Annotated in this window: 18 protein-coding genes; 8 read left to right on the forward strand and 10 right to left on the reverse strand. The window is 59.5% G+C overall.

Annotated features, from left to right (window positions below; translation table 11 throughout):
- The first annotated feature begins 410 nt into the window (after nucleotides 1–410).
- The 5 genes from idi (at nucleotide 411) to AC1ECK_RS23150 (ending at nucleotide 6020) form a co-directional block, all read left to right on the forward strand.
- Nucleotides 411–989, forward strand: coding sequence for an isopentenyl-diphosphate Delta-isomerase (gene idi / locus AC1ECK_RS23130; RefSeq protein ID WP_480323129.1), 579 nt, complete (start codon nucleotides 411–413; stop codon nucleotides 987–989).
- Between the two features lie 33 nt (nucleotides 990–1022).
- Nucleotides 1023–2948, forward strand: coding sequence for a 1-deoxy-D-xylulose-5-phosphate synthase (dxs, locus tag AC1ECK_RS23135; protein WP_480323131.1), 1926 nt, complete (start codon nucleotides 1023–1025; stop codon nucleotides 2946–2948).
- Between the two features lie 370 nt (nucleotides 2949–3318).
- Nucleotides 3319–3972 (forward strand): hypothetical protein, encoded by a 654-nt coding sequence (locus AC1ECK_RS23140; RefSeq protein WP_480323133.1) that lies wholly within the window; start codon nucleotides 3319–3321, stop codon nucleotides 3970–3972.
- Nucleotides 3969–4904, forward strand: a complete 936-nt coding sequence (locus AC1ECK_RS23145; protein WP_480323135.1) for an SAM-dependent methyltransferase — start codon at nucleotides 3969–3971, stop codon at nucleotides 4902–4904. Before AC1ECK_RS23140 ends, AC1ECK_RS23145 begins: the two co-directional genes overlap by 4 nt.
- 15 nt (nucleotides 4905–4919) lie before the next feature.
- Nucleotides 4920–6020: a terpene synthase family protein gene (locus AC1ECK_RS23150; protein ID WP_480323137.1), complete on the forward strand. Its 1101-nt coding sequence runs from the start codon at nucleotides 4920–4922 to the stop codon at nucleotides 6018–6020.
- Between the two features lie 204 nt (nucleotides 6021–6224).
- Here AC1ECK_RS23150 and AC1ECK_RS23155 read toward each other — a convergent pair whose 3' ends face one another.
- Genes AC1ECK_RS23155 through AC1ECK_RS23165 form a run of 3 tightly spaced genes read right to left on the reverse strand, consistent with a single transcriptional unit; the run spans nucleotide 6225 to nucleotide 7433 of the window.
- Nucleotides 6225–6524, reverse strand: a complete 300-nt coding sequence (locus tag AC1ECK_RS23155) for a 4Fe-4S binding protein (RefSeq protein ID WP_480323139.1) — start codon at nucleotides 6522–6524, stop codon at nucleotides 6225–6227.
- Entirely contained in the window at nucleotides 6521–6841 is a 321-nt protein-coding gene (locus AC1ECK_RS23160; protein WP_480323438.1) for a hypothetical protein, read from the reverse strand. The genes AC1ECK_RS23155 and AC1ECK_RS23160 overlap by 4 nt, the downstream gene beginning before the upstream one ends.
- A 10-nt stretch (nucleotides 6842–6851) precedes the next feature.
- Nucleotides 6852–7433 carry an RNA polymerase sigma factor gene (locus AC1ECK_RS23165; protein ID WP_480323141.1) on the reverse strand — a complete coding sequence of 194 codons (582 nt, stop codon included), beginning with the start codon at nucleotides 7431–7433 and terminating at the stop codon, nucleotides 6852–6854.
- A gap of 341 nt (nucleotides 7434–7774) precedes the next feature.
- Here AC1ECK_RS23165 and AC1ECK_RS23170 point away from each other — a divergent pair, with 341 nt between their 5' ends.
- The gene (locus tag AC1ECK_RS23170; protein WP_480323143.1) at nucleotides 7775–8563 is read left to right on the forward strand and encodes a glucose 1-dehydrogenase; all 789 of its coding nucleotides are present in this window, start codon (nucleotides 7775–7777) and stop codon (nucleotides 8561–8563) included.
- Nucleotides 8564–8643: 80 nt separating this feature from the next.
- Here AC1ECK_RS23170 and AC1ECK_RS23175 read toward each other — a convergent pair whose 3' ends face one another.
- The 5 genes from AC1ECK_RS23175 to AC1ECK_RS23195 all read right to left on the reverse strand — a co-directional run bounded on the left by AC1ECK_RS23175 (nucleotide 8644) and on the right by AC1ECK_RS23195 (nucleotide 11725).
- Nucleotides 8644–9063 (reverse strand): hypothetical protein, encoded by a 420-nt coding sequence (locus AC1ECK_RS23175; protein WP_480323145.1) that lies wholly within the window; start codon nucleotides 9061–9063, stop codon nucleotides 8644–8646.
- Between the two features lies 1 nt (nucleotide 9064).
- A complete protein-coding gene (locus tag AC1ECK_RS23180; RefSeq protein ID WP_480323147.1) occupies nucleotides 9065–9454 on the reverse strand; it encodes a VOC family protein in 390 nt (129 codons plus the stop codon).
- Between the two features lie 245 nt (nucleotides 9455–9699).
- A complete protein-coding gene (locus AC1ECK_RS23185; RefSeq protein ID WP_480323149.1) occupies nucleotides 9700–9915 on the reverse strand; it encodes a hypothetical protein in 216 nt (71 codons plus the stop codon).
- A 287-nt stretch (nucleotides 9916–10202) separates the two neighbouring features.
- Entirely contained in the window at nucleotides 10203–10787 is a 585-nt protein-coding gene (locus tag AC1ECK_RS23190; RefSeq protein WP_480323151.1) for a peroxidase-related enzyme, read from the reverse strand.
- Between the two features lie 80 nt (nucleotides 10788–10867).
- Entirely contained in the window at nucleotides 10868–11725 is an 858-nt protein-coding gene (locus AC1ECK_RS23195) for a LysR substrate-binding domain-containing protein (RefSeq protein ID WP_480323153.1), read from the reverse strand.
- 116 nt (nucleotides 11726–11841) lie between these two features.
- Between AC1ECK_RS23195 and AC1ECK_RS23200 the strand changes: the two genes are divergently transcribed.
- Both AC1ECK_RS23200 and phnX read left to right on the forward strand, forming a co-directional pair.
- A complete protein-coding gene (locus tag AC1ECK_RS23200) occupies nucleotides 11842–13047 on the forward strand; it encodes a 2-aminoethylphosphonate--pyruvate transaminase (RefSeq protein ID WP_480323155.1) in 1206 nt (401 codons plus the stop codon).
- A gap of 101 nt (nucleotides 13048–13148) precedes the next feature.
- The gene (gene phnX / locus AC1ECK_RS23205) at nucleotides 13149–13952 is read left to right on the forward strand and encodes a phosphonoacetaldehyde hydrolase (protein ID WP_480323157.1); all 804 of its coding nucleotides are present in this window, start codon (nucleotides 13149–13151) and stop codon (nucleotides 13950–13952) included.
- Nucleotides 13953–13973: 21 nt separating this feature from the next.
- Here phnX and AC1ECK_RS23210 read toward each other — a convergent pair whose 3' ends face one another.
- Complete coding sequence (locus AC1ECK_RS23210) at nucleotides 13974–15707, reverse strand: IlvD/Edd family dehydratase (RefSeq protein ID WP_480323159.1); 1734 nt, start codon at nucleotides 15705–15707, stop codon at nucleotides 13974–13976.
- A gap of 254 nt (nucleotides 15708–15961) precedes the next feature.
- Nucleotides 15962–16972: an L-arabinose ABC transporter permease AraH gene (gene araH, locus AC1ECK_RS23215; RefSeq protein WP_480323161.1), complete on the reverse strand. Its 1011-nt coding sequence runs from the start codon at nucleotides 16970–16972 to the stop codon at nucleotides 15962–15964.
- Between the last annotated feature and the right edge of the window lie 4 nt (nucleotides 16973–16976).

The following is a 16976-nucleotide window of genomic DNA, read 5'->3' on the forward strand; positions in this document are numbered from 1 at the left end:
ACCTTCATCAGCAATCAAACAAGAAGATCCCCACTACCGTATTGCATCCGATGCGGTCTTGCGCCACCTCGCGGGCAATGGATTTTCCGCCATTGCAGTTATTTTCCGCGCGCGCCGTATACTCGCCATGTCCTTACCCGCAAGGATTCGGCGATTCATTTGGCCCAAATCGAGTTCAGCCTGCATACTCGGGAAAAGACATCATCCATCATAGGTTCCTGCATTAGGCACCTCATTAATTTCACGTACTCTTCTCGTCAGTTGATCAGGATATTTATGGATCAATTAAATGGCAAGCGACATGCCCAACGCCAAGAATCCATGCGCCGTTATTTTGTACACTCAGAAACAATATCCTTGAGCGGATGTCGCTTTTTCTTCGCACCCTCCAGAATCCGGTTCTGCACAGAATGGAAGAGATGCTGATTCTGGTGGATCGAAACGACAACCCGGTGGGTTTCGACACCAAAATGCGCGTGCACCAACGTGGTGCGCTTCATCGCGCTTTCTCGATTTTTATTTTCGATCGGGACGGCCGTTGGTTGCTGCAGCGCCGCGCACTCGGCAAGTACCATTCGGCTGGCCTGTGGAGCAACAGTTGCTGCGGACATCCCCGGCAAGGCGAGGCGCTCGACGATGCCGTATCCCGACGTCTGCGCGAAGAAATGGGCATCGCCTGTGATCTGCGGGAGGTGGTGACGCTGATCTACCGGGTGCAGGTGTCCAATGGGCTGATCGAACACGAATACGATCACATCTATATCGGCATTTCAGACGATGTGCCGACGGTGAACGCTGATGAAGTGGCCGACTGGCGGTGGATGCATCGCGGTCGGATCTTCGATCTGACAAAGCGTCGACCGCAAGACTTCACCGTCTGGTTTCGCGCGATTCTCGCGCGCGTCGAACTGGGTGGCGCCGGCGATGGCTGGTGCCGGCCGGCGATACGCCCCGTGCTCATGCAGGACGAGCCGATGATATTGCGCTAATGGTGTTGTTGCTCGTTGGTCTGGAACGCGGATATGTACGCTTCGTTGAATTCCATCGACTCGCCGGCCGACCTGAGACGGCTCGCACGTACGCAGTTGCCGGAAACCGCGGCCCAACTGCGCGATTTCGTACTGCACAGCGTAGCAGCGACCGGCGGGCACCTCGCCTCCAATCTCGGCGCCGTCGAACTGGCCGTCGCACTGCACTACGTGTTCGATACGCCGCGCGATCGCATCGTGTGGGACGTCGGACACCAGTCCTACCCGCACAAGATCCTGACCGGTCGGCGCGAGGCAATGAAGACGCTGCGGCAATTAGACGGTATCTCCGGGTTTCCGCGTCGCAGCGAGTCGCCATACGACGCATTCGGCACCGCGCACTCCAGCACGTCTATTTCCGCCGTGCTTGGCATGGCGCATGCAACTCGGATCAGTGGCGAAGACCGGCACTGCGTGGCCGTGATCGGAGATGGCGCACTGAGTGCCGGAATTGCATTCGAAGCGATGAACAACATGGCGGCCAGCAAAGAACTACGTCTGCTGGTGATACTGAACGACAACGACATGTCGATCTCGGCACCTGTCGGCGCGCTGCGCGATTGCTTCGCCAGGTTGACCGCAAACCGCTTTCTCAACCAGCGCAAAGCCGACGCGAAGGAGATCCTCAAGACGCTGCCGGTAGCGATCGCGAACGTTGCCCATGCCGTTGAGGCGCAGGTGAAGGGGGTGTTGCTTCCAGCTACGCTGTTCGAAGAGTTCGGCTTCAATTACGTAGGGCCGATCGACGGCCACGATCTGGATGCGCTCGTGCCCGCGCTCGAGATGCTGCGCGAGCTCAAAGGCCCGCAACTGCTCCACGTCATCACCCGCAAAGGCTGCGGATACGCGCAGGCAGAAGCCGATCCCATCCTGTATCACGGCCCCGGCAAATTCGATCCTGCCATAGGAATTGCCGCAGCAAAGGCCAGCAAGACGACCTATACGCAGATATTTAGCAACTGGCTGTGCGACGAGGCGGCTCGCGACAGTCGCGTCGTCGCAATCACGCCGGCGATGCGTGAAGGCTCGGGACTGGTTGAATTCGAGAAACGCTTTCCCGATCGCTATTTCGACGTCGGCATTGCCGAGCAGCATGCAGTTACGTTTGCCGGCGGATTGGCGGCTGAAGGACTGAAACCTGTCGTCGCGATTTATTCGACGTTCCTGCAGCGCGGGTACGACCAGCTGATCCACGACATCGCAATCCAGCGTTTGCCGGTTACGTTCGCGATCGATCGAGCAGGCATCGTCGGTGCGGATGGCGCGACGCACATGGGTGCCTTCGATATGGCCTATATGCGCTGCATTCCGAATCTCGTGGCAATGGCACCCGCTGACGAGGACGAATGCCGCCAGATGCTGCATACCGCACTGAACCATGACGGCCCGGCGGCGGTGCGCTACCCGCGCGGCTGTGGCCCTGGGGCGATCCCGGTCGAACGGATGACGGTGCTGCCGCTTGGCAAGGCCAATGTGCTGCGCAGGCCCTCGTGCATCGGTCGCATGCGTGTCGCGATTCTGGCCTTCGGCTCGATGGTAGCTGCCAGTCTCGCCGCGGGTACATCACTGGATGCCACCGTCGTCAACATGCGCTTCATCAAGCCGCTCGACGACGAACTCGTGCGCGAGCTCGCACGCACGCATGACGTGCTGGTCACCGTCGAGGAGGGCTGTGTCGCTGGCGGTGCGGGCGCGGCGTGCGCGGAAGCCATCGCTTCCGTCCGGCTCCCGGTTCCGATTCTGCTACTGGGGTTGCCGGATGCCTTCATCGAACACGGCGATCCGGCACGACTGCTCGCTGCCTGCGGGCTCGATGCACCCGGCATCGAGGCATCAATCAGGCGCTTCGTCGACGGAATCTGTTGCGCTGCGCACGCCACCGTCAGCTACCCGGCCGTTCATCTGGAAGAACTGCAATGAGCCATCCCACAACCGATACCGCTGCGTCACCACCGTCCCGCGTCGCGCCCGCCCACTGTGCACCCCATACTGTCATCGAGGGTGAGGACAAGAATCCATATGTGTAGGTACTTGCATTCCATTACCCCGTACATGAGATTGGTTGCAACTGACGGGCGCTGTTCGGTTTGTTGTGCGAGAAACGTCCGGCATAGCGAGACGTTGAAAGATGGAAACCGTTGTTGGATGCCCACCATGCGGGTTCCCGTGATGTCGGCCTGACGGTGGAATGGCGTCCATCAAACCTTCGTTTTCTGGACGGATGCGCGGGGAACGACAGGGCTCATCACATGGCCGGCGTCCGGACACGGAGCAGACTAGGAGTTGCGGTATGACGAAGTCAGACCTTGGTCCCTTTCCCATCATTCGTGGCGTGATCGCTCGGCGCCAGAACAGCGATCTCCTGCTCGATGTGGTTTCGGCAACGGGGCTCCGTTTCGATCCGTCGCTCTCCCAGCAGGATGCCAACTCCCATAAGACGCGGGTCCGCGCGCTTCGCCCACGAATCGTGTCGGCCTATGATGCGCTTGACAAATCATCGGCACTCGGCGCCGCTAACGCCATGGTGGCTGCTCTTGGGCAGCATAGGAACGTATTGAGCGAAGCGATCGACACGCTGCGACGCGTAGGCTGGAATGTGCGCGACGACGAGCTTGTTGTTGGTGAGCACCCTCCGCGCGAGATGTTCTATCCGAAAGACTCGCAATGGGACGCATTCGTCGTTCTTCAAGATGTCCTCGCCGAAGCGTCAACCGACCTGACCATCGTTGATGCCTACTGCGACCCAGCAATCTTTCCGCCTCTGACGGCGTGTCATGAAAAGCCCCTCGCTTTCCAAATAGTGTGCTGGCAGTACGCACAAGCGCTCGCTGCTGGAGCCAAGACATTTGAAGCCCTGCATCCGGGACGGGCATTCTGCGTCCGCCAGGTCCGCTCTCAGCAATTTGACCATGCCTCTTTACTTCATACGAGGAGTTTCCGATGAGCAATATGGAGATAAACCACGAGAGCCTTACGCATAATCTGTTTGATGTCGTTCACAGTTCCGCAACCGATCCTTATCAGGAGAAAGTAGAACAGGTATACAACGACATGCCATCCATCTGGCAGAAGGTGATTGGGAAGAGGTTGTGGTATCAGTTCGGCGTCTATGATGGAGGGCTTTCTCTATCGCTGGACGAGTCAGGGCAGCGACATTTCGAACAACAACTTGCACTTGCTGGCATCGGAACACCGAAATACACGGTACCGATTCGAAAGGTGTTGGATATTGGTTGCGGCTGGGGCGTCGAGCTGGAGTATTTGGCACATCGCCTTCCGGAGTGCCACCATTTCGATGGTGTGAATATAAGTATCAAACAGCTTGAATATGCGGCGCTCCAGTTGGCAGACTGCGGGCTCAATGATCGCGTTCGTCTGTATCACTGCAATGCAAAGGATATCGAGCGCCTGCCGGATGTTGATGAGCCATACGACCTTGTGATCATGCGGGGTAGCAGCACACACTTTACCCGGGAGGTGGTGGAGGCAACGGTCAATGCACTGTCGAAGATCATGCGCAACGGAGCAAGCGTTGTCATCTCGGATAGCTTGTACAAAGTGTCTTTGGATATATATCAATCGGCCATACCCGACAAAGTTGACAGGCTCGCCTGCGGTCATAGGAAAACACCCGAATATATGAGACACGTTCTGGGGCGGAACGGGTTTGCCGTGATCGATATCAGAATCCTTCCCTCGAACGACGATGTGATCCTGTGGCTGCAGGAGGTCAAGCATAATATCGAGATGAATCTTCCGAACGTTGCCACCGGTGCATTTGCAGAACTGCGGGAGTGTGCCGAAAACTGGAGCGCCGCTCTGAGTGAAGATAAGGTCTCGGTGTTCAGCATCATTGCCCAGTGCAATAAGGGTTAAAGGAACGGAGAGGACATGAAGCCGTTCAGGATTCCGCCGATCTACTGTCCGTTGCCGCTTGCCGTTCATCCCAGCATGGAGAAGGTCGAGAAAGGTTGTCTTGAATACATGCGGCGATGGGGCCTGTTCTGGCACGATGCACAAGCCCAACGTCTTGTAGCGACCAGATGCGGTATGGTAGTTGCCATGCTGTACCCATTCGGTCCGGAGATTCTTCTCCAGATCGCTGCCGATTACATGTTGTGGGCGTTTGCCTATGACGATGAGTACTGCGATGAAGGTCCCACGAGCCGTAATCCGACAGAATTAATTGCCGCATCGAGCCGTATGCAAAGGATGATGGAGTCCGGCGAACTGCCTATCGATCCCTCGGACCGATATGGAATGGCTCTGCGCGACCTACGTCTTCGCGTTGAGGCGCATGGATTGCCGATCCATGCCGAACGTTTCGTTATGATGCAAAGGTCGTATTTCATGGCCGAGATGTGGAAATCGGTGGCATTACAACCCACGCTGAACGATTATGCGATTATTCGTCTGTATGGAGGGGGCGGAATGTCGTTCACGGTGCTTTGCTACATCGTCCCCTGTCTTGATATCAGCGAGGCCGAGCTCTTTGATCGGCGGGTGATAGCGCTTACCGAGATGGCCGACACGTTTACTACCTGGGATAATGACGTAATCTCGTACCCGAAGGAAAGACAGCGGAGCCAGCAGGAAAAAGGGCATAACCTGATTCAGGTGACTTGTCGGGAATACAACTGTTCCGATGAGGAAGCAGTCCTGATCGCCATCCGGATGCGAGACCGTGTTCAGGGATTATTCGTCCGGCTACGGAACCAGCTCATGCGGGAAGGTTCTCCTGCGATCCAGCGCTATGCCGATTACCTCGGATACTACGCAAAAGGCTCGCTTGAGTGGCATCGGGCCAATCCGCGGTATCTCTTTTTCAACGGCATCGACGGCGAGCGCTGTCTGGAAGGTGCCGAACCGGCCGATGTTCCGATGGACGACAGCATCGAGCCATTGCCCATCCCTGCAATCGCGTGGTGGTGGCAACATGATCCTGCGCGTCCGTCAATAGCTACAAATTCTCAGGATCCGATTTCGATATAATTTATGAAGGCATTGTCGCGATTCGTGTCGATAATGCATCGTAATCCTTATCAAGGAAGATTAGCGAAAAATTACCGCTTGCGCGTGCGTTTCGTTGAAAGATCCAGACCAAGACAAAGCCAATGCCATCGTCAATTCATGCACCGCGGACTTTTCTGCGCCGTCCCCGCGACGAAAGTCGAGAGGACGGCCTCATCCTGCATCTCACTTCACCCGCGCCAACGTAATAGCGCGTTCCGGGCATGCGGTCACGCACAACCCACACGACCGGCACGCATCGGCATTCGGCGTGTACGCAACCTTCAGGCCATGCACACGCAGCTTGAATTTATTCAACATGCCTAAACTATTGTAGTCTTCGGCATCGATCTTACGAATTTCGCACACGTTCTCCGGGCACACGATCGCGCAATCGCCCTTGCCCTCGCAACGCTTGAGATTGACCACCGGCACGATCACGCCCGGTGGCTGTTTGCAGGCAGCGGCCGTCGAGGCTGTTTTCATGACTTATCCTCTTGCGGCTTGTCACGAAGCGGCGCAACGCCCTTCAGGAAATTTTCGCGTTCTTCCGGTGTCATGCGCTCCCACCGGCGCCAGTGCCGGGACCCGCCTCCGTGCCAACCGCCGCGGCCGCGAAACCCGCCGAACAGGATCCGGCTGAGCGCCAGCAAGCCGATCGCATGCAGATAATCGATCGAGCGGCCACCGACGAATACCGCCGGAATCACCCAGTTCCATAGCGCCATCACGATCCATCCCAGCAGCCCAATTGCCACCAGAACCAGCAGCGCTTTGCCGAAGCATCTCACTCTGAATTTCATCGAAGCTCCTTTAAATATCCAGTTCGTCATATACGGTCTGCAGGCTGGCGCGCAGGTGCAGTACCGCGTAACGCTTGCGCGCGAGCAGCGTGTTCACGCTTACACCGCTCTCGGCAGCCAGTTCCTTGAAGCTGCGGCCTTCCAGTTCGTGCGCGATGAAGACCTCACGCTGGTTGGCCGGCAATTCGTCGAGCGCGGCTTGCAACGCATCGAGCAGCACCGATCTCGCGTAGACCGCTTCCGGCCCGGCATCGTATGCCGGCAGCGCGAGATCCAGCCGGTACTCGCTGTCGTCGTCATCGGATTCTCCGGCGACGTCGGCCAGCGGCAGTTCCCGCTTCTTGCGAAACACATCGATGATGCGATTGCGCGCCACCCGGAACAGCCAGGCGCTGACCTGTTCGATCGGCGCAGGGAGCCGGTAAGCCTGCACGAATTCATGAAAGACATCCTGCAAGATGTCCTCCGCTTCACTCGGATCGCGCACGCGGCGCCGGATGAAATGCCCGAGCTTGCTACGCTCACGCAAGATGGTTGCGGTGAGGTCGCTGTCTCGTTCGAGCATCGGGTCCGGGGTCGGCGGCGGTTCCATACGTCTGTAGACGGTTCAGGAGCGGGGATATTGTGTCCGGCTCGAAATATCGAGCGGGCACAATTGCAGGCGGGCCGTCGCCGGGAGGTCAAGCTGGGGGAAAGGTTTGGTCATCGGGCCGTGGGACTGGATGGGGTTGAGCGCACACTCGACCGGCAGTCCGCGGGCGCCCTTCGGCAACGATAACAAAAAGGGCGCACAGCGACGCGCATCAGCAACACCGGCGCGTCGGGCGCTCCGGGTGGATTGGCTGCGAGCCACGTGTGGCCCGGCATTTGGACAATTGCTGTAGAGTCTCTTCGACACTGGATTGTCAGGTCGCATTCAAGCGGAGATACAGCATGTCGCAAGCATCGATCACTCGCCGCCTCGAAGGTCGCGTCGCGCTCGTTACCGGCGCGGGAAGCGGCATCGGCCGTGCCGCCGCCGTAGCCTATGCCCGGGAAGGCGCCAAGGTCGTGGTGGCAGGACGGCGTCGCGCAGAACTCGAAGGAACCGTGCGACTCATTACCGAAAGCGATGGCGAAGCTTACGCGGTTGCCACCGATGTAGCCATTGCGCATCAAGTACGAAACCTGATCGACGTAACGATTGAGCGCTACGGACGCCTCGACGCCGCCTTTAACAACGCGGGGATAGAAGGCCACTTCGCGCCGATTACGGAAATGAGCGAAGCGGATTTCGACGAAGTCATCGCCGTCAATCTCAAAGGCGTATGGCTGTCGATCAAGTACGAAGTCGCCGCCATGCTTCGTGCGGGCAACGGCGGGGCGATCGTCAACACGTCCTCGTTTCTGGCAAAAGGCGCCTGCGAGGGGTCCACGGCTTATTCAGCCAGCAAGGGCGGGCTGGATGCACTGATACGCGCAGTGGCAATCGAATATGGTCCGTACAACATTCGCATCAACAACATCAACCCAGGCGCCATCAGAACACCGATGTTCGACAGGCTCGGCGGTGATAGCGTCGAGAACCTGGAGCGGGTTGAATCGTTCACGCCGCTTCGTCGTGTCGGTCTTCCCGCCGATGCAGGCGATGTCGCCGTTTGGCTGTCAACGGATGAAGCGCGTTTTGTGACCGGGCAAAGCTTGATGGTCGATGGCGGTGTCTCGATTCCGCACGTGCCCTGAGACGGCCGGCGCTCACGCCGCGGACCGTCGCGCGGCCTGAACATCACACTTGCTCACCGCACCGCTCCTTCGATGCCGCGTTACCGCGCAGGCGGCTGCGGGTTGTTCGCCGGGTTGGTATCGAACTTGACGACGCTCTCGATTCCCCCTTCTCCGACCAGCGTCAGAAGCTCCGCGTGCAGCGGATCAGCGAGCGCTTTGCTATAGACCTCTTCGTCATCGACCCGAAGCGTGAACGAGCGCAGATAACGCGCCTTCTTTTCGGGCTTCCCGATCGTGTCTTTCGTCCATTGATACAGCGGGTAGTTGTCGGGGCCGAGCCGTTCAGCCTCATTCACATAGTCGGCGAACGCGTCGAACTGACACTTCAGCGACGCGTTGTGCCTGCGCAGAATATCCCGTAGTGGCGTACACGCATCGCCATCAGGATCTCCGCGCAAGCGTTCCGCGAGCTCCGCTGAAACTGCGATCCTGAGCTGGTATTGCCACGCGTCTGCCATATCAGATCTCGCCCTTGGCAAAATTCAACTCAACTCCGTTGCCGGCCGGGTCCGAAAAGAACAACTGCTCTTGCCCGGTCAGCGGCACATGATCGCGTGTATAGCGGATCTCGAACTTACGCAAACGTTCTTCAAACGCAGCCAGGTTGCTGCAAGAAAGGGCCACGTGATCGAAGGTGTTGACCACATGTGCGGGACGCACTTCCCCCGGCCGCGCTTCGCTCAGATGCAGTACAGCTTGTTCGCCGATATAGAGCCAATAGCCAAAGCTCTGAAACGGCGGCCGATACCCGGATTGCATTCCGACCACTTCGATATAGAAATCACGCAAGGTATCGAGCATGGCGCGGCTAGCACGGAGGTTGTAATGACTGAAGCCAAGTAGGGACATGAAATCTCCTGATGGACTGCGTGCACTCGAAGTGTAAACGGAAGGTGCAAACATCGCTTCAGGCGAACGCCGCTGCGTTAGCGACTAGGCACGGAGTGGGAAGGGGGATTGCGACAACCGCGAAGTGCGCGATACGCGCCAGGATGTGGAGATTGACTTGCGATGCAGCGTGCCGGCACGCCGACTTGATAAATCAAAACCAGACCAGCCACTTGCGCGACTGATCTGGCTACAACAACTCGAACTCAGGCCTGCGGTGCGGCGCTGTCCGTATCCGAGGCTTGCTCGCTGCCCTCGTCTTCCTTCTTCTCGACGAGCGATTCCAGCGCGCCAGCACCCTTGAAACCGGCGACTGCGGCGATGCCCTTCGTCAGCAACCCAGCATCCGGATCGACCTTCTCAGCCGCTTCCACTGCTGCAACTGCGCCCGCGATCTCACCTACCGTATCCAGAATTCCCATAACAATCACCGTATATGTTGAAGGTCGAAATGAAGTACTTCGCAACCGTCGAGGAGCCATGCCGTTGCAAGCTCCAGCGGCGTGCCGAGCCGGCGATAAGCCTTCGCGTGTCAGACTCGTCGTTAAACCGCTACCGGGTAGCGTGCCGCGAACCAGCCATGACGCGCGCTGATGGCAGATCGCCGCTCGCCATCCTCGACGACAATAGCATCGCAGAAACTGCAAAGCTGTAAAACATTGTCAAATTTTGACGTTTTAGCCGGTGGGCTCCAGACCGTTGCGAACCGCTAAGTCTTCGGCACCCGCCCCATCAGATAGAACTCGTCGTTTGGCCGCATCGAGATTACATTTGCCATTCGATTCGACAAGCCAAAGAACGCGGTAATGGCGGCAATGTCCCAGATGTCCTCGTCCGAGAAGCCGTGTCCTCGCAAAGTGTGAAAGTCCGCGTCGTCGACGGCACCGGCCTCGCGGCATACCTTCAGCGCGAAATCGAGCATCGCTTTTTGCCGCGCGGTGAGGTCGGCCTTGCGATGATTGACCGCCACCTGGTCAGCCAGCAACGGGTTCTTTTCGTAGATCCGCAGGATCGCGCCATGCGCCACCACGCAATAGAGGCAATCGTTGATCGCACTGGTCGCGACGACGATCATCTCGCGCTCGCCTTTGCTCAGACCACCGTCTTTCAACATCAATGCGTCGTGGTAGGCGAAGAAGGCGCGGAATTCGGCGGGCCGATGCGCCAAGGTAAGGAAGACATTGGGAATGAAACCGGCCTTCTCCTGTACTTCGAAGATCCGCGCCCGGATATCGTCGGGCCATTCGTTCGGATCGGGCACCGGGTAACGGCTAATGGGCTGGGTGGTCGTCATGAATGTCTCCGTTCTTGATTGACCTGTGCAATCGATTGTAGCGACCCAGGCTTCCTGACAATAGTGAAAGGTGAAAGCCGCTAGTCGAGTTCGGTCGCAAACAGCGCGTTCAGCAAGTTCGACGCGGGCCGCTCAGCAAGGCGCGTCAGCGACTCGATCATTTCCACCTGGCAATCCTGCAGCGGAATCATCCTGATGCGGCGCGACTCGTTGAACTCGGCGTGGGCGATCACGCCGACGCCCATGCCTTGTGCGATCGTTTCCTCGAGCGCTTCGCGGCCGTCCACATACATGACCGGCTCGACCTGCAACGACTGGCGCACCAGTTCGTTTTCGAGCAACTGCTGGGTCACCGACTGCGCTTCCCGAAAGATCATCGGCTGCTTGACGAGTTCTGCATAAGTCAGCTTGCGCTTCTTCGCTATCGGGCTTGTAACCGGCACCATCGCGACAAGCGGATCGCGCCGCAACACGCGCGATTCGAGGCGGCTGTGGACCTGCGGCGCGGCGGTAATGGCGGCATCCACCGTGCTCGACAGAACACGCTGCATGCACTCGGCCGCGTTCGCAATGGACAGCGTCACCACGATGCCGGGATGCCGCTTGCGAAACGCCCCGATCAATTTGACCGCGAGATCGGGCGCGTCCGCAGCGAGCGAAAGCGTGCCGGATGCGAGGCCGCTGGCCGAATCGAGCAATTGCCGGGCCTCGCGCTCGCAACTGAGCATCTGCCGCGTCACGCTGAAGAGGCGCCGGCCCAGTTCGGTCGGCTCGACGCCACGAGGGCTGCGCTCGAAGAGCTTGACCCCGAAATCCTGCTCGAGCCGCCGCACGTGGTCTGAAATGGCCGGCTGCGTCAGCGACAACGCCTGCGCAGCCTTGGAAAACCCACCGTGTTCGGCGACCGCATGAAACGCCCGCAATTGCGCGTATTGCATTTGCGTCGCACCTTGTAAATAAGTTTTACTGATACCTTCATCGATTATATCGATTTTACCGATGCACACGAATTCTGTACTGTGGCAACTACTGAGACCTTCATTGGACATCCAGCATGGACACCGCCGTCGACCACTCCGTCACTTCGTGCGCCGCTCCCGCCAAAGGCGAGCCGTATCTGCTCACGCCGGGACCGCTCACCACGGCGTTCTCGACCAAGGAAGCGATGCTGCGTGACTGGGGCTCGTGGGACGGCGACTTCCGGGCGATGACCGCGCAGCTTCGCCGCAGCCTGCTCGAGATCGCGGGCGATACCGCCGGCGACTACGATTGCGTGCCGCTGCAAGGTAGCGGCAGCTACTGCGTCGAGGCCATGCTGGGCAGCCTGGTTCCGCGCGACGGCCATGCGCTGGTGCTGGCAAACGGCGCCTACGGCAAACGCATTGCCACCACCCTCGGTTATCTGGGCCGCCGCCACACCGTACTCGACAAGGGCGATTATCTGCCGCCGCGCGGCAGCGAAGTCGAACGCATGCTCGACGTCGATCCGAGCATCACGCACGTGGTCGCCGTCCATTGCGAAACCAGTTCCGGGATTCTGAATCCGATCGAAGAAATCGCCGCAGCCATCGCTAAAAAAGGCCGCAAGCTGCTGATCGATTCCATGAGCGCCTTCGGCGCGGTGCCGCTGGACGTCCGGCACCTGCAGTGTGAAGCGTTTGTGTCGTCGGCCAATAAGTGCATCGAAGGCGTGCCGGGCTTCGGCTTTGTGATTGCACGCAAAAGCGCGTTGCAGGAAGCCAAGGGCCGCAGTCACTCGCTGAGCCTCGACGTGTACGACCAATGGGACGTGATGAACCGCACCGGGCAGTGGCGCTTCACGCCGCCCACGCATACGGTCGCGGCCTTTATCGAGGCGCTCCGGTTGCATGCGCTCGAAGGCGGTCAAGCTGGCCGGCTCGCACGCTACGCGCAGAACCGCGACGTGCTGGTCGCCGGCATGCATGAACTGGGATTCGAACCGCTGCTCGACGCGCGCTGGCGCTCGCCGATCATCGTGACGTTCTTTGCGCCCGCGCATCCGGCATTTCGTTTCGAGCAGTTTTACGCACTGATGAAACAACAGGGGTTCATCATTTATCCCGGCAAGCTGACGGTGGTGGACAGCTTCCGCGTGGGCTGCATCGGCCAGGTGGATGCAGACGTCATGCGCCGCGTGGTAGCGGCTTGCGCTCAAGCGTTGCGCACGATGGGCGTCGAGCACGCTGCGCCGCCGGACGCGGCGCTCGAAGAACGCAAGCTGCTTGCCGAAGAAGTTTGAACTCGACGCCGGCGCCAAAAAGCGCGGCACAGGAATCCCGTGGCGGCGCGATTCAACAGTTGTTCGGTTGCCGCCCCAAGTCTTCTCAGGATGAGATGTCAATGAAACACGTAAAAGCAGTGATTTTCGATTGGGCCGGCACGGTGGTCGACTACGGCTCGCTGGCGCCGATGGGTGCCTTTGTGGAGACGTTCGAACAGTTCGGCATGCCGATCACCATCGACGAAGCGCGCGGGCCGATGGGCATGGCGAAGCGCCCGCATATCGCGGCGCTGATGGCGCTGCCGCGGGTGGCGCAGGCATGGGCCCACAAGTACGGCAGGGCGCCAGGCGAGCAGGATATCGACGCCGTGTATGACGTCTTTGTGCCGAAGAACATCAGGGTGGCCGCGAGCTATAGCCAGGTGATTCCGGGTGTCGCGGAAGTGGTTGCGACGTTAAGGTCCGAGGATATCCGGATCGGCACGACGACCGGCTATACGCGCGAGATCATGGCCGAAATCACGCCGGTCGCGGCTGCGCAAGGCTTCGCGCCGGACAGCCTCGTTTGCACCGGCGACACGCCGGAGGGACGTCCTTCGCCTTATATGATCTACAAGACGCTGCCGCAACTGGGTGTATGGCTCGCGAAGAGTGCAATCAAGGTCGACGACACGGAAGTTGGCATTGAGGAAGGACTTAACGGCGGGACGTGGACGGTTGGCGTGGCGGTGAGCGGTAATGCGTTCGGCATGGCTGAGGCGGAAGTGAAGGCGCTGCCCGCTCACGAATTCGCGCAGCGGCGGGCAGCGGCGGTGCAAAGGTTGACCGCCGCCGGAGCGCATTATGTGGTCGATAGCGTCGCGGATTTGATGCCGGTGGTGTATGAGATCGAGGGACGGCTGGCGCGTGGGGAGCGGCCTTAATATCGTCCGTCCCGGCGCTCCTCAATGCGAATGCCGTGGCACAGCAGATCCCCGGCACCCAACCAGAAAGTCGAGATCGCAACCCTCATCCGCCTGCAGGACATGATCCACATAAAGACGCTGGTAGCCGCCGCCCGAAGGCATCACGGGCGGCGTGTGTGCTTCTAGACGCCGGGCCAGTTCTGCATCGCTGATATCGACGCGCAGCGTGCCCGCATCGCAATCGAGTTCGATCCAGTCGCCGTCCTGCACGGCGGCCAGCGGTCCACCGTCCGCCGCCTCCGGCGTCACGTGCAGCACCACCGTGCCGTAGGCCGTGCCGCTCATCCGTGCATCCGAGATCCGCACCATATCCGTCACACCCTGACGCAAAAGCTTCGGCGGCAATCCCATGTTCCCCACTTCGGCCATGCCCGGATAACCCTTCGGTCCGCAATTCTTCATCACGAGAACCGAGTTCGCGTCGACATCGAGCGCCTCGTCGACGATACGCTCCTTGTAATGCTCGAGGTTTTCGAAAACTACCGCGCGCCCGCGATGCTTGAGCAACGCCGGCGTGGCGGCGGACGGCTTCAAAACCGCCCCGCGCGGCGCGAGATTCCCACGCAACACGCGAATGCCGCCATCGGCAACCAGCGGCTTATCGAGCGGACGAATCACTTCGTCATCCGTAATAGGTGCATCCTTCACGTTCTGCCACAGCGCTTTACCGTTGACGGTCAGCGCGTCCGGATAGGGCAGCAGATCGGCTTCACCGAGCCGGCGCAACACAGCGGGCAAACCACCCGCGTAATAGAACTCCTCCATCAGGAACCGGCCGGACGGCATCAGATCCACGATGGTCGGCGTATTGCGACCCGTATGCACCCAGTCGTCGAGATCGAGCTTGACGCCGATGCGCCCTGCAATCGCCTTCAGGTGGATCACAGCATTCGTCGAGCCACCGATTGCCGCATTCACCCGAATCGCATTCAGGAACGCTTCGCGCGTCAGAATCCTGGAGAGTTTCAACTCTTCGTGCGCCATCTGGACGATACGGATACCCGACATGTGTGCGAGCACGTAGCGGCGTGCATCTACGGCGGGAATCGCCGCGTTGTGCGGCAGCGACGTGCCGAGCGCCTCAGCCATGCAAGCCATGGTCGACGCCGTGCCCATCGTATTGCAGGTGCCCGCCGAGCGCGACATCCCGGCTTCTGCCGAGAGGAAACGATGCAGATCGATCTCGCCGGCCTTCAACGACTCGTGCAATTGCCACACCGCCGTGCCCGAACCGATATTCTTGCCGTCGAGCTTGCCGTTGAGCATCGGACCGCCCGTCACGACGATAGCGGGCACATCGCAACTGGCAGCGCCCATCAGGAGCGCAGGCGTGGTCTTGTCGCAACCCGTGAGCAGCACGACAGCATCGATAGGATTGCCGCGAATCGCCTCTTCCACATCCATCGCTGCCAGGTTGCGCGTGAGCATCGCGGTCGGACGCAGGTTCGATTCGCCGTTCGAGAACACCGGGAACTCGACCGGAAAACCGCCCGCCTCGTACACGCCACGCTTGACGTGCTCGGCGATCTTGCGAAAGTGCGCATTGCACGGCGTGAGTTCCGACCACGTATTGCAGATACCGATTATCGGCCGGCCGTCGAACTCATGATCGGGAATGCCCTGGTTCTTCATCCAGCTTCGATACATGAAGCCGTTCTTGTCTTGTGTGCCGAACCATTGGGCTGAACGCAGCTTCGATTTCTTGTCGGACATGCTGACTTCCTGAACGCAAACTCTTGAACAAAGGCGTCGACGCAAGCTCATCGCTGTGTGCTTCGACGATCCGCCGCGGATCAAGGCGAGAGCGCGCCGGCTAGTGACGTGCGCCGTGCCGTCTCGTGATCGCGGTCCATCTGAGAAAAGTGTACCGGCTGACCCGATATCCTTCTAATGTTAATTTTCAACCATCACATATCGCGATTGCTATGCTGCGGCGCGGCGTTTATCGGGCCCTGCCGCAGCGTGCCTCAATGGACGCGCTTGCTGCGGCGGAACTGGTCGAACAGCACCGCCAGCAACAGAATGCCGCCGCGAATCAGGTATTGGTAAAAGGTCGGCACGTTCAGCAGGCTCATCGCGTCCTGCACGGAACCCATGATCAGTACGCCTACCAGCACGCCGGAAATCGTCGCGACACCGCCTGTGAGCGACACGCCGCCGAGTACGCACGCGGAGATCACACCGAGCTCCAGACCCACTGAGGTTTTCGGGTCGCCAAGGCTCATCCGCGAGGCGAGCATGACGCCGGCAAAACCGGTCACGAGTCCCTGCAGCACAAACACGGCGATCTTGATGCGCGTGACCGGCAAGCCGGCGAGCAAGGCCGCTTCGCTGTTGCCGCCGACGGCCAGCACGTTCTTGCCGAACACGGTTTTCTTCAGCAGAAAGCCGAACAGAACGAAGCCGACGATATTGCTCCAGATCGGATACGAAATGCCGAGAAACGCGCCGCCGCCCAGGTCGAAGAAGCGCTCTTCGGAAATCATCACCGCGTCGCCGTTCGACGTGATGAAGGCCAGGCCGCGCACCACTTCCATCATCGCCAACGTGACGATCAGCGAATTGATCTTGTAGCGCGCCACCAGCACGCCGTTCACGAGGCCAACCGCACCCCCCGCCAGAATGCCGGCCAGTACGCCGAGCAGCACGCTATGCGTCGCGGTGATCAAGGTGGACGCCACCACGCCCGCAAACGCGACGATCGACGCCACCGACAGATCCACTTCGCCCAGCGCCAGCACGAACATCATCGTCACCGAGATCGAACCGATCAGCGTCACCGAGAGCAACAGCCCCTGGATATTGCGCGCGCTGATGAAGTCCGGCACCGTAAAAGACAGCACGGCAAACAGAATGATGAACACCATCACGATGCCGGACTTGTTAACCAGATCCCAGGTTTGCGCGGCACGCGACCGTGCGCTGACACTTTCCTTCGGATTGGGCTGATTGGTGACGGGAGTATTAGTGGTTTGCATGGTG

The organism is Paraburkholderia sp. SSBN10T (assembly GCF_056619545.1).

Excerpts from the sequence above, each read along its gene's own strand:
- idi (WP_480323129.1), top strand. The coding sequence starts at position 411 with ATGGAAGAGATGCTGATTCTGGTGGATCGAAACGACAACCCGGTGGGT.
- dxs (WP_480323131.1), top strand. The coding sequence starts at position 1,023 with ATGTACGCTTCGTTGAATTCCATCGACTCGCCGGCCGACCTGAGACGG.
- AC1ECK_RS23140 (WP_480323133.1), top strand. The coding sequence starts at position 3,319 with ATGACGAAGTCAGACCTTGGTCCCTTTCCCATCATTCGTGGCGTGATC.
- AC1ECK_RS23145 (WP_480323135.1), top strand. The coding sequence starts at position 3,969 with ATGAGCAATATGGAGATAAACCACGAGAGCCTTACGCATAATCTGTTT.
- AC1ECK_RS23150 (WP_480323137.1), top strand. The coding sequence starts at position 4,920 with ATGAAGCCGTTCAGGATTCCGCCGATCTACTGTCCGTTGCCGCTTGCC.
- AC1ECK_RS23155 (WP_480323139.1), bottom strand. The coding sequence starts at position 6,524 with ATGAAAACAGCCTCGACGGCCGCTGCCTGCAAACAGCCACCGGGCGTG.
- AC1ECK_RS23160 (WP_480323438.1), bottom strand. The coding sequence starts at position 6,841 with ATGAAATTCAGAGTGAGATGCTTCGGCAAAGCGCTGCTGGTTCTGGTG.
- AC1ECK_RS23165 (WP_480323141.1), bottom strand. The coding sequence starts at position 7,433 with ATGGAACCGCCGCCGACCCCGGACCCGATGCTCGAACGAGACAGCGAC.
- AC1ECK_RS23170 (WP_480323143.1), top strand. The coding sequence starts at position 7,775 with ATGTCGCAAGCATCGATCACTCGCCGCCTCGAAGGTCGCGTCGCGCTC.
- AC1ECK_RS23175 (WP_480323145.1), bottom strand. The coding sequence starts at position 9,063 with ATGGCAGACGCGTGGCAATACCAGCTCAGGATCGCAGTTTCAGCGGAG.
- AC1ECK_RS23180 (WP_480323147.1), bottom strand. The coding sequence starts at position 9,454 with ATGTCCCTACTTGGCTTCAGTCATTACAACCTCCGTGCTAGCCGCGCC.
- AC1ECK_RS23185 (WP_480323149.1), bottom strand. The coding sequence starts at position 9,915 with ATGGGAATTCTGGATACGGTAGGTGAGATCGCGGGCGCAGTTGCAGCA.
- AC1ECK_RS23190 (WP_480323151.1), bottom strand. The coding sequence starts at position 10,787 with ATGACGACCACCCAGCCCATTAGCCGTTACCCGGTGCCCGATCCGAAC.
- AC1ECK_RS23195 (WP_480323153.1), bottom strand. The coding sequence starts at position 11,725 with ATGCAATACGCGCAATTGCGGGCGTTTCATGCGGTCGCCGAACACGGT.
- AC1ECK_RS23200 (WP_480323155.1), top strand. The coding sequence starts at position 11,842 with ATGGACACCGCCGTCGACCACTCCGTCACTTCGTGCGCCGCTCCCGCC.
- phnX (WP_480323157.1), top strand. The coding sequence starts at position 13,149 with ATGAAACACGTAAAAGCAGTGATTTTCGATTGGGCCGGCACGGTGGTC.
- AC1ECK_RS23210 (WP_480323159.1), bottom strand. The coding sequence starts at position 15,707 with ATGTCCGACAAGAAATCGAAGCTGCGTTCAGCCCAATGGTTCGGCACA.
- araH (WP_480323161.1), bottom strand. The coding sequence starts at position 16,972 with ATGCAAACCACTAATACTCCCGTCACCAATCAGCCCAATCCGAAGGAA.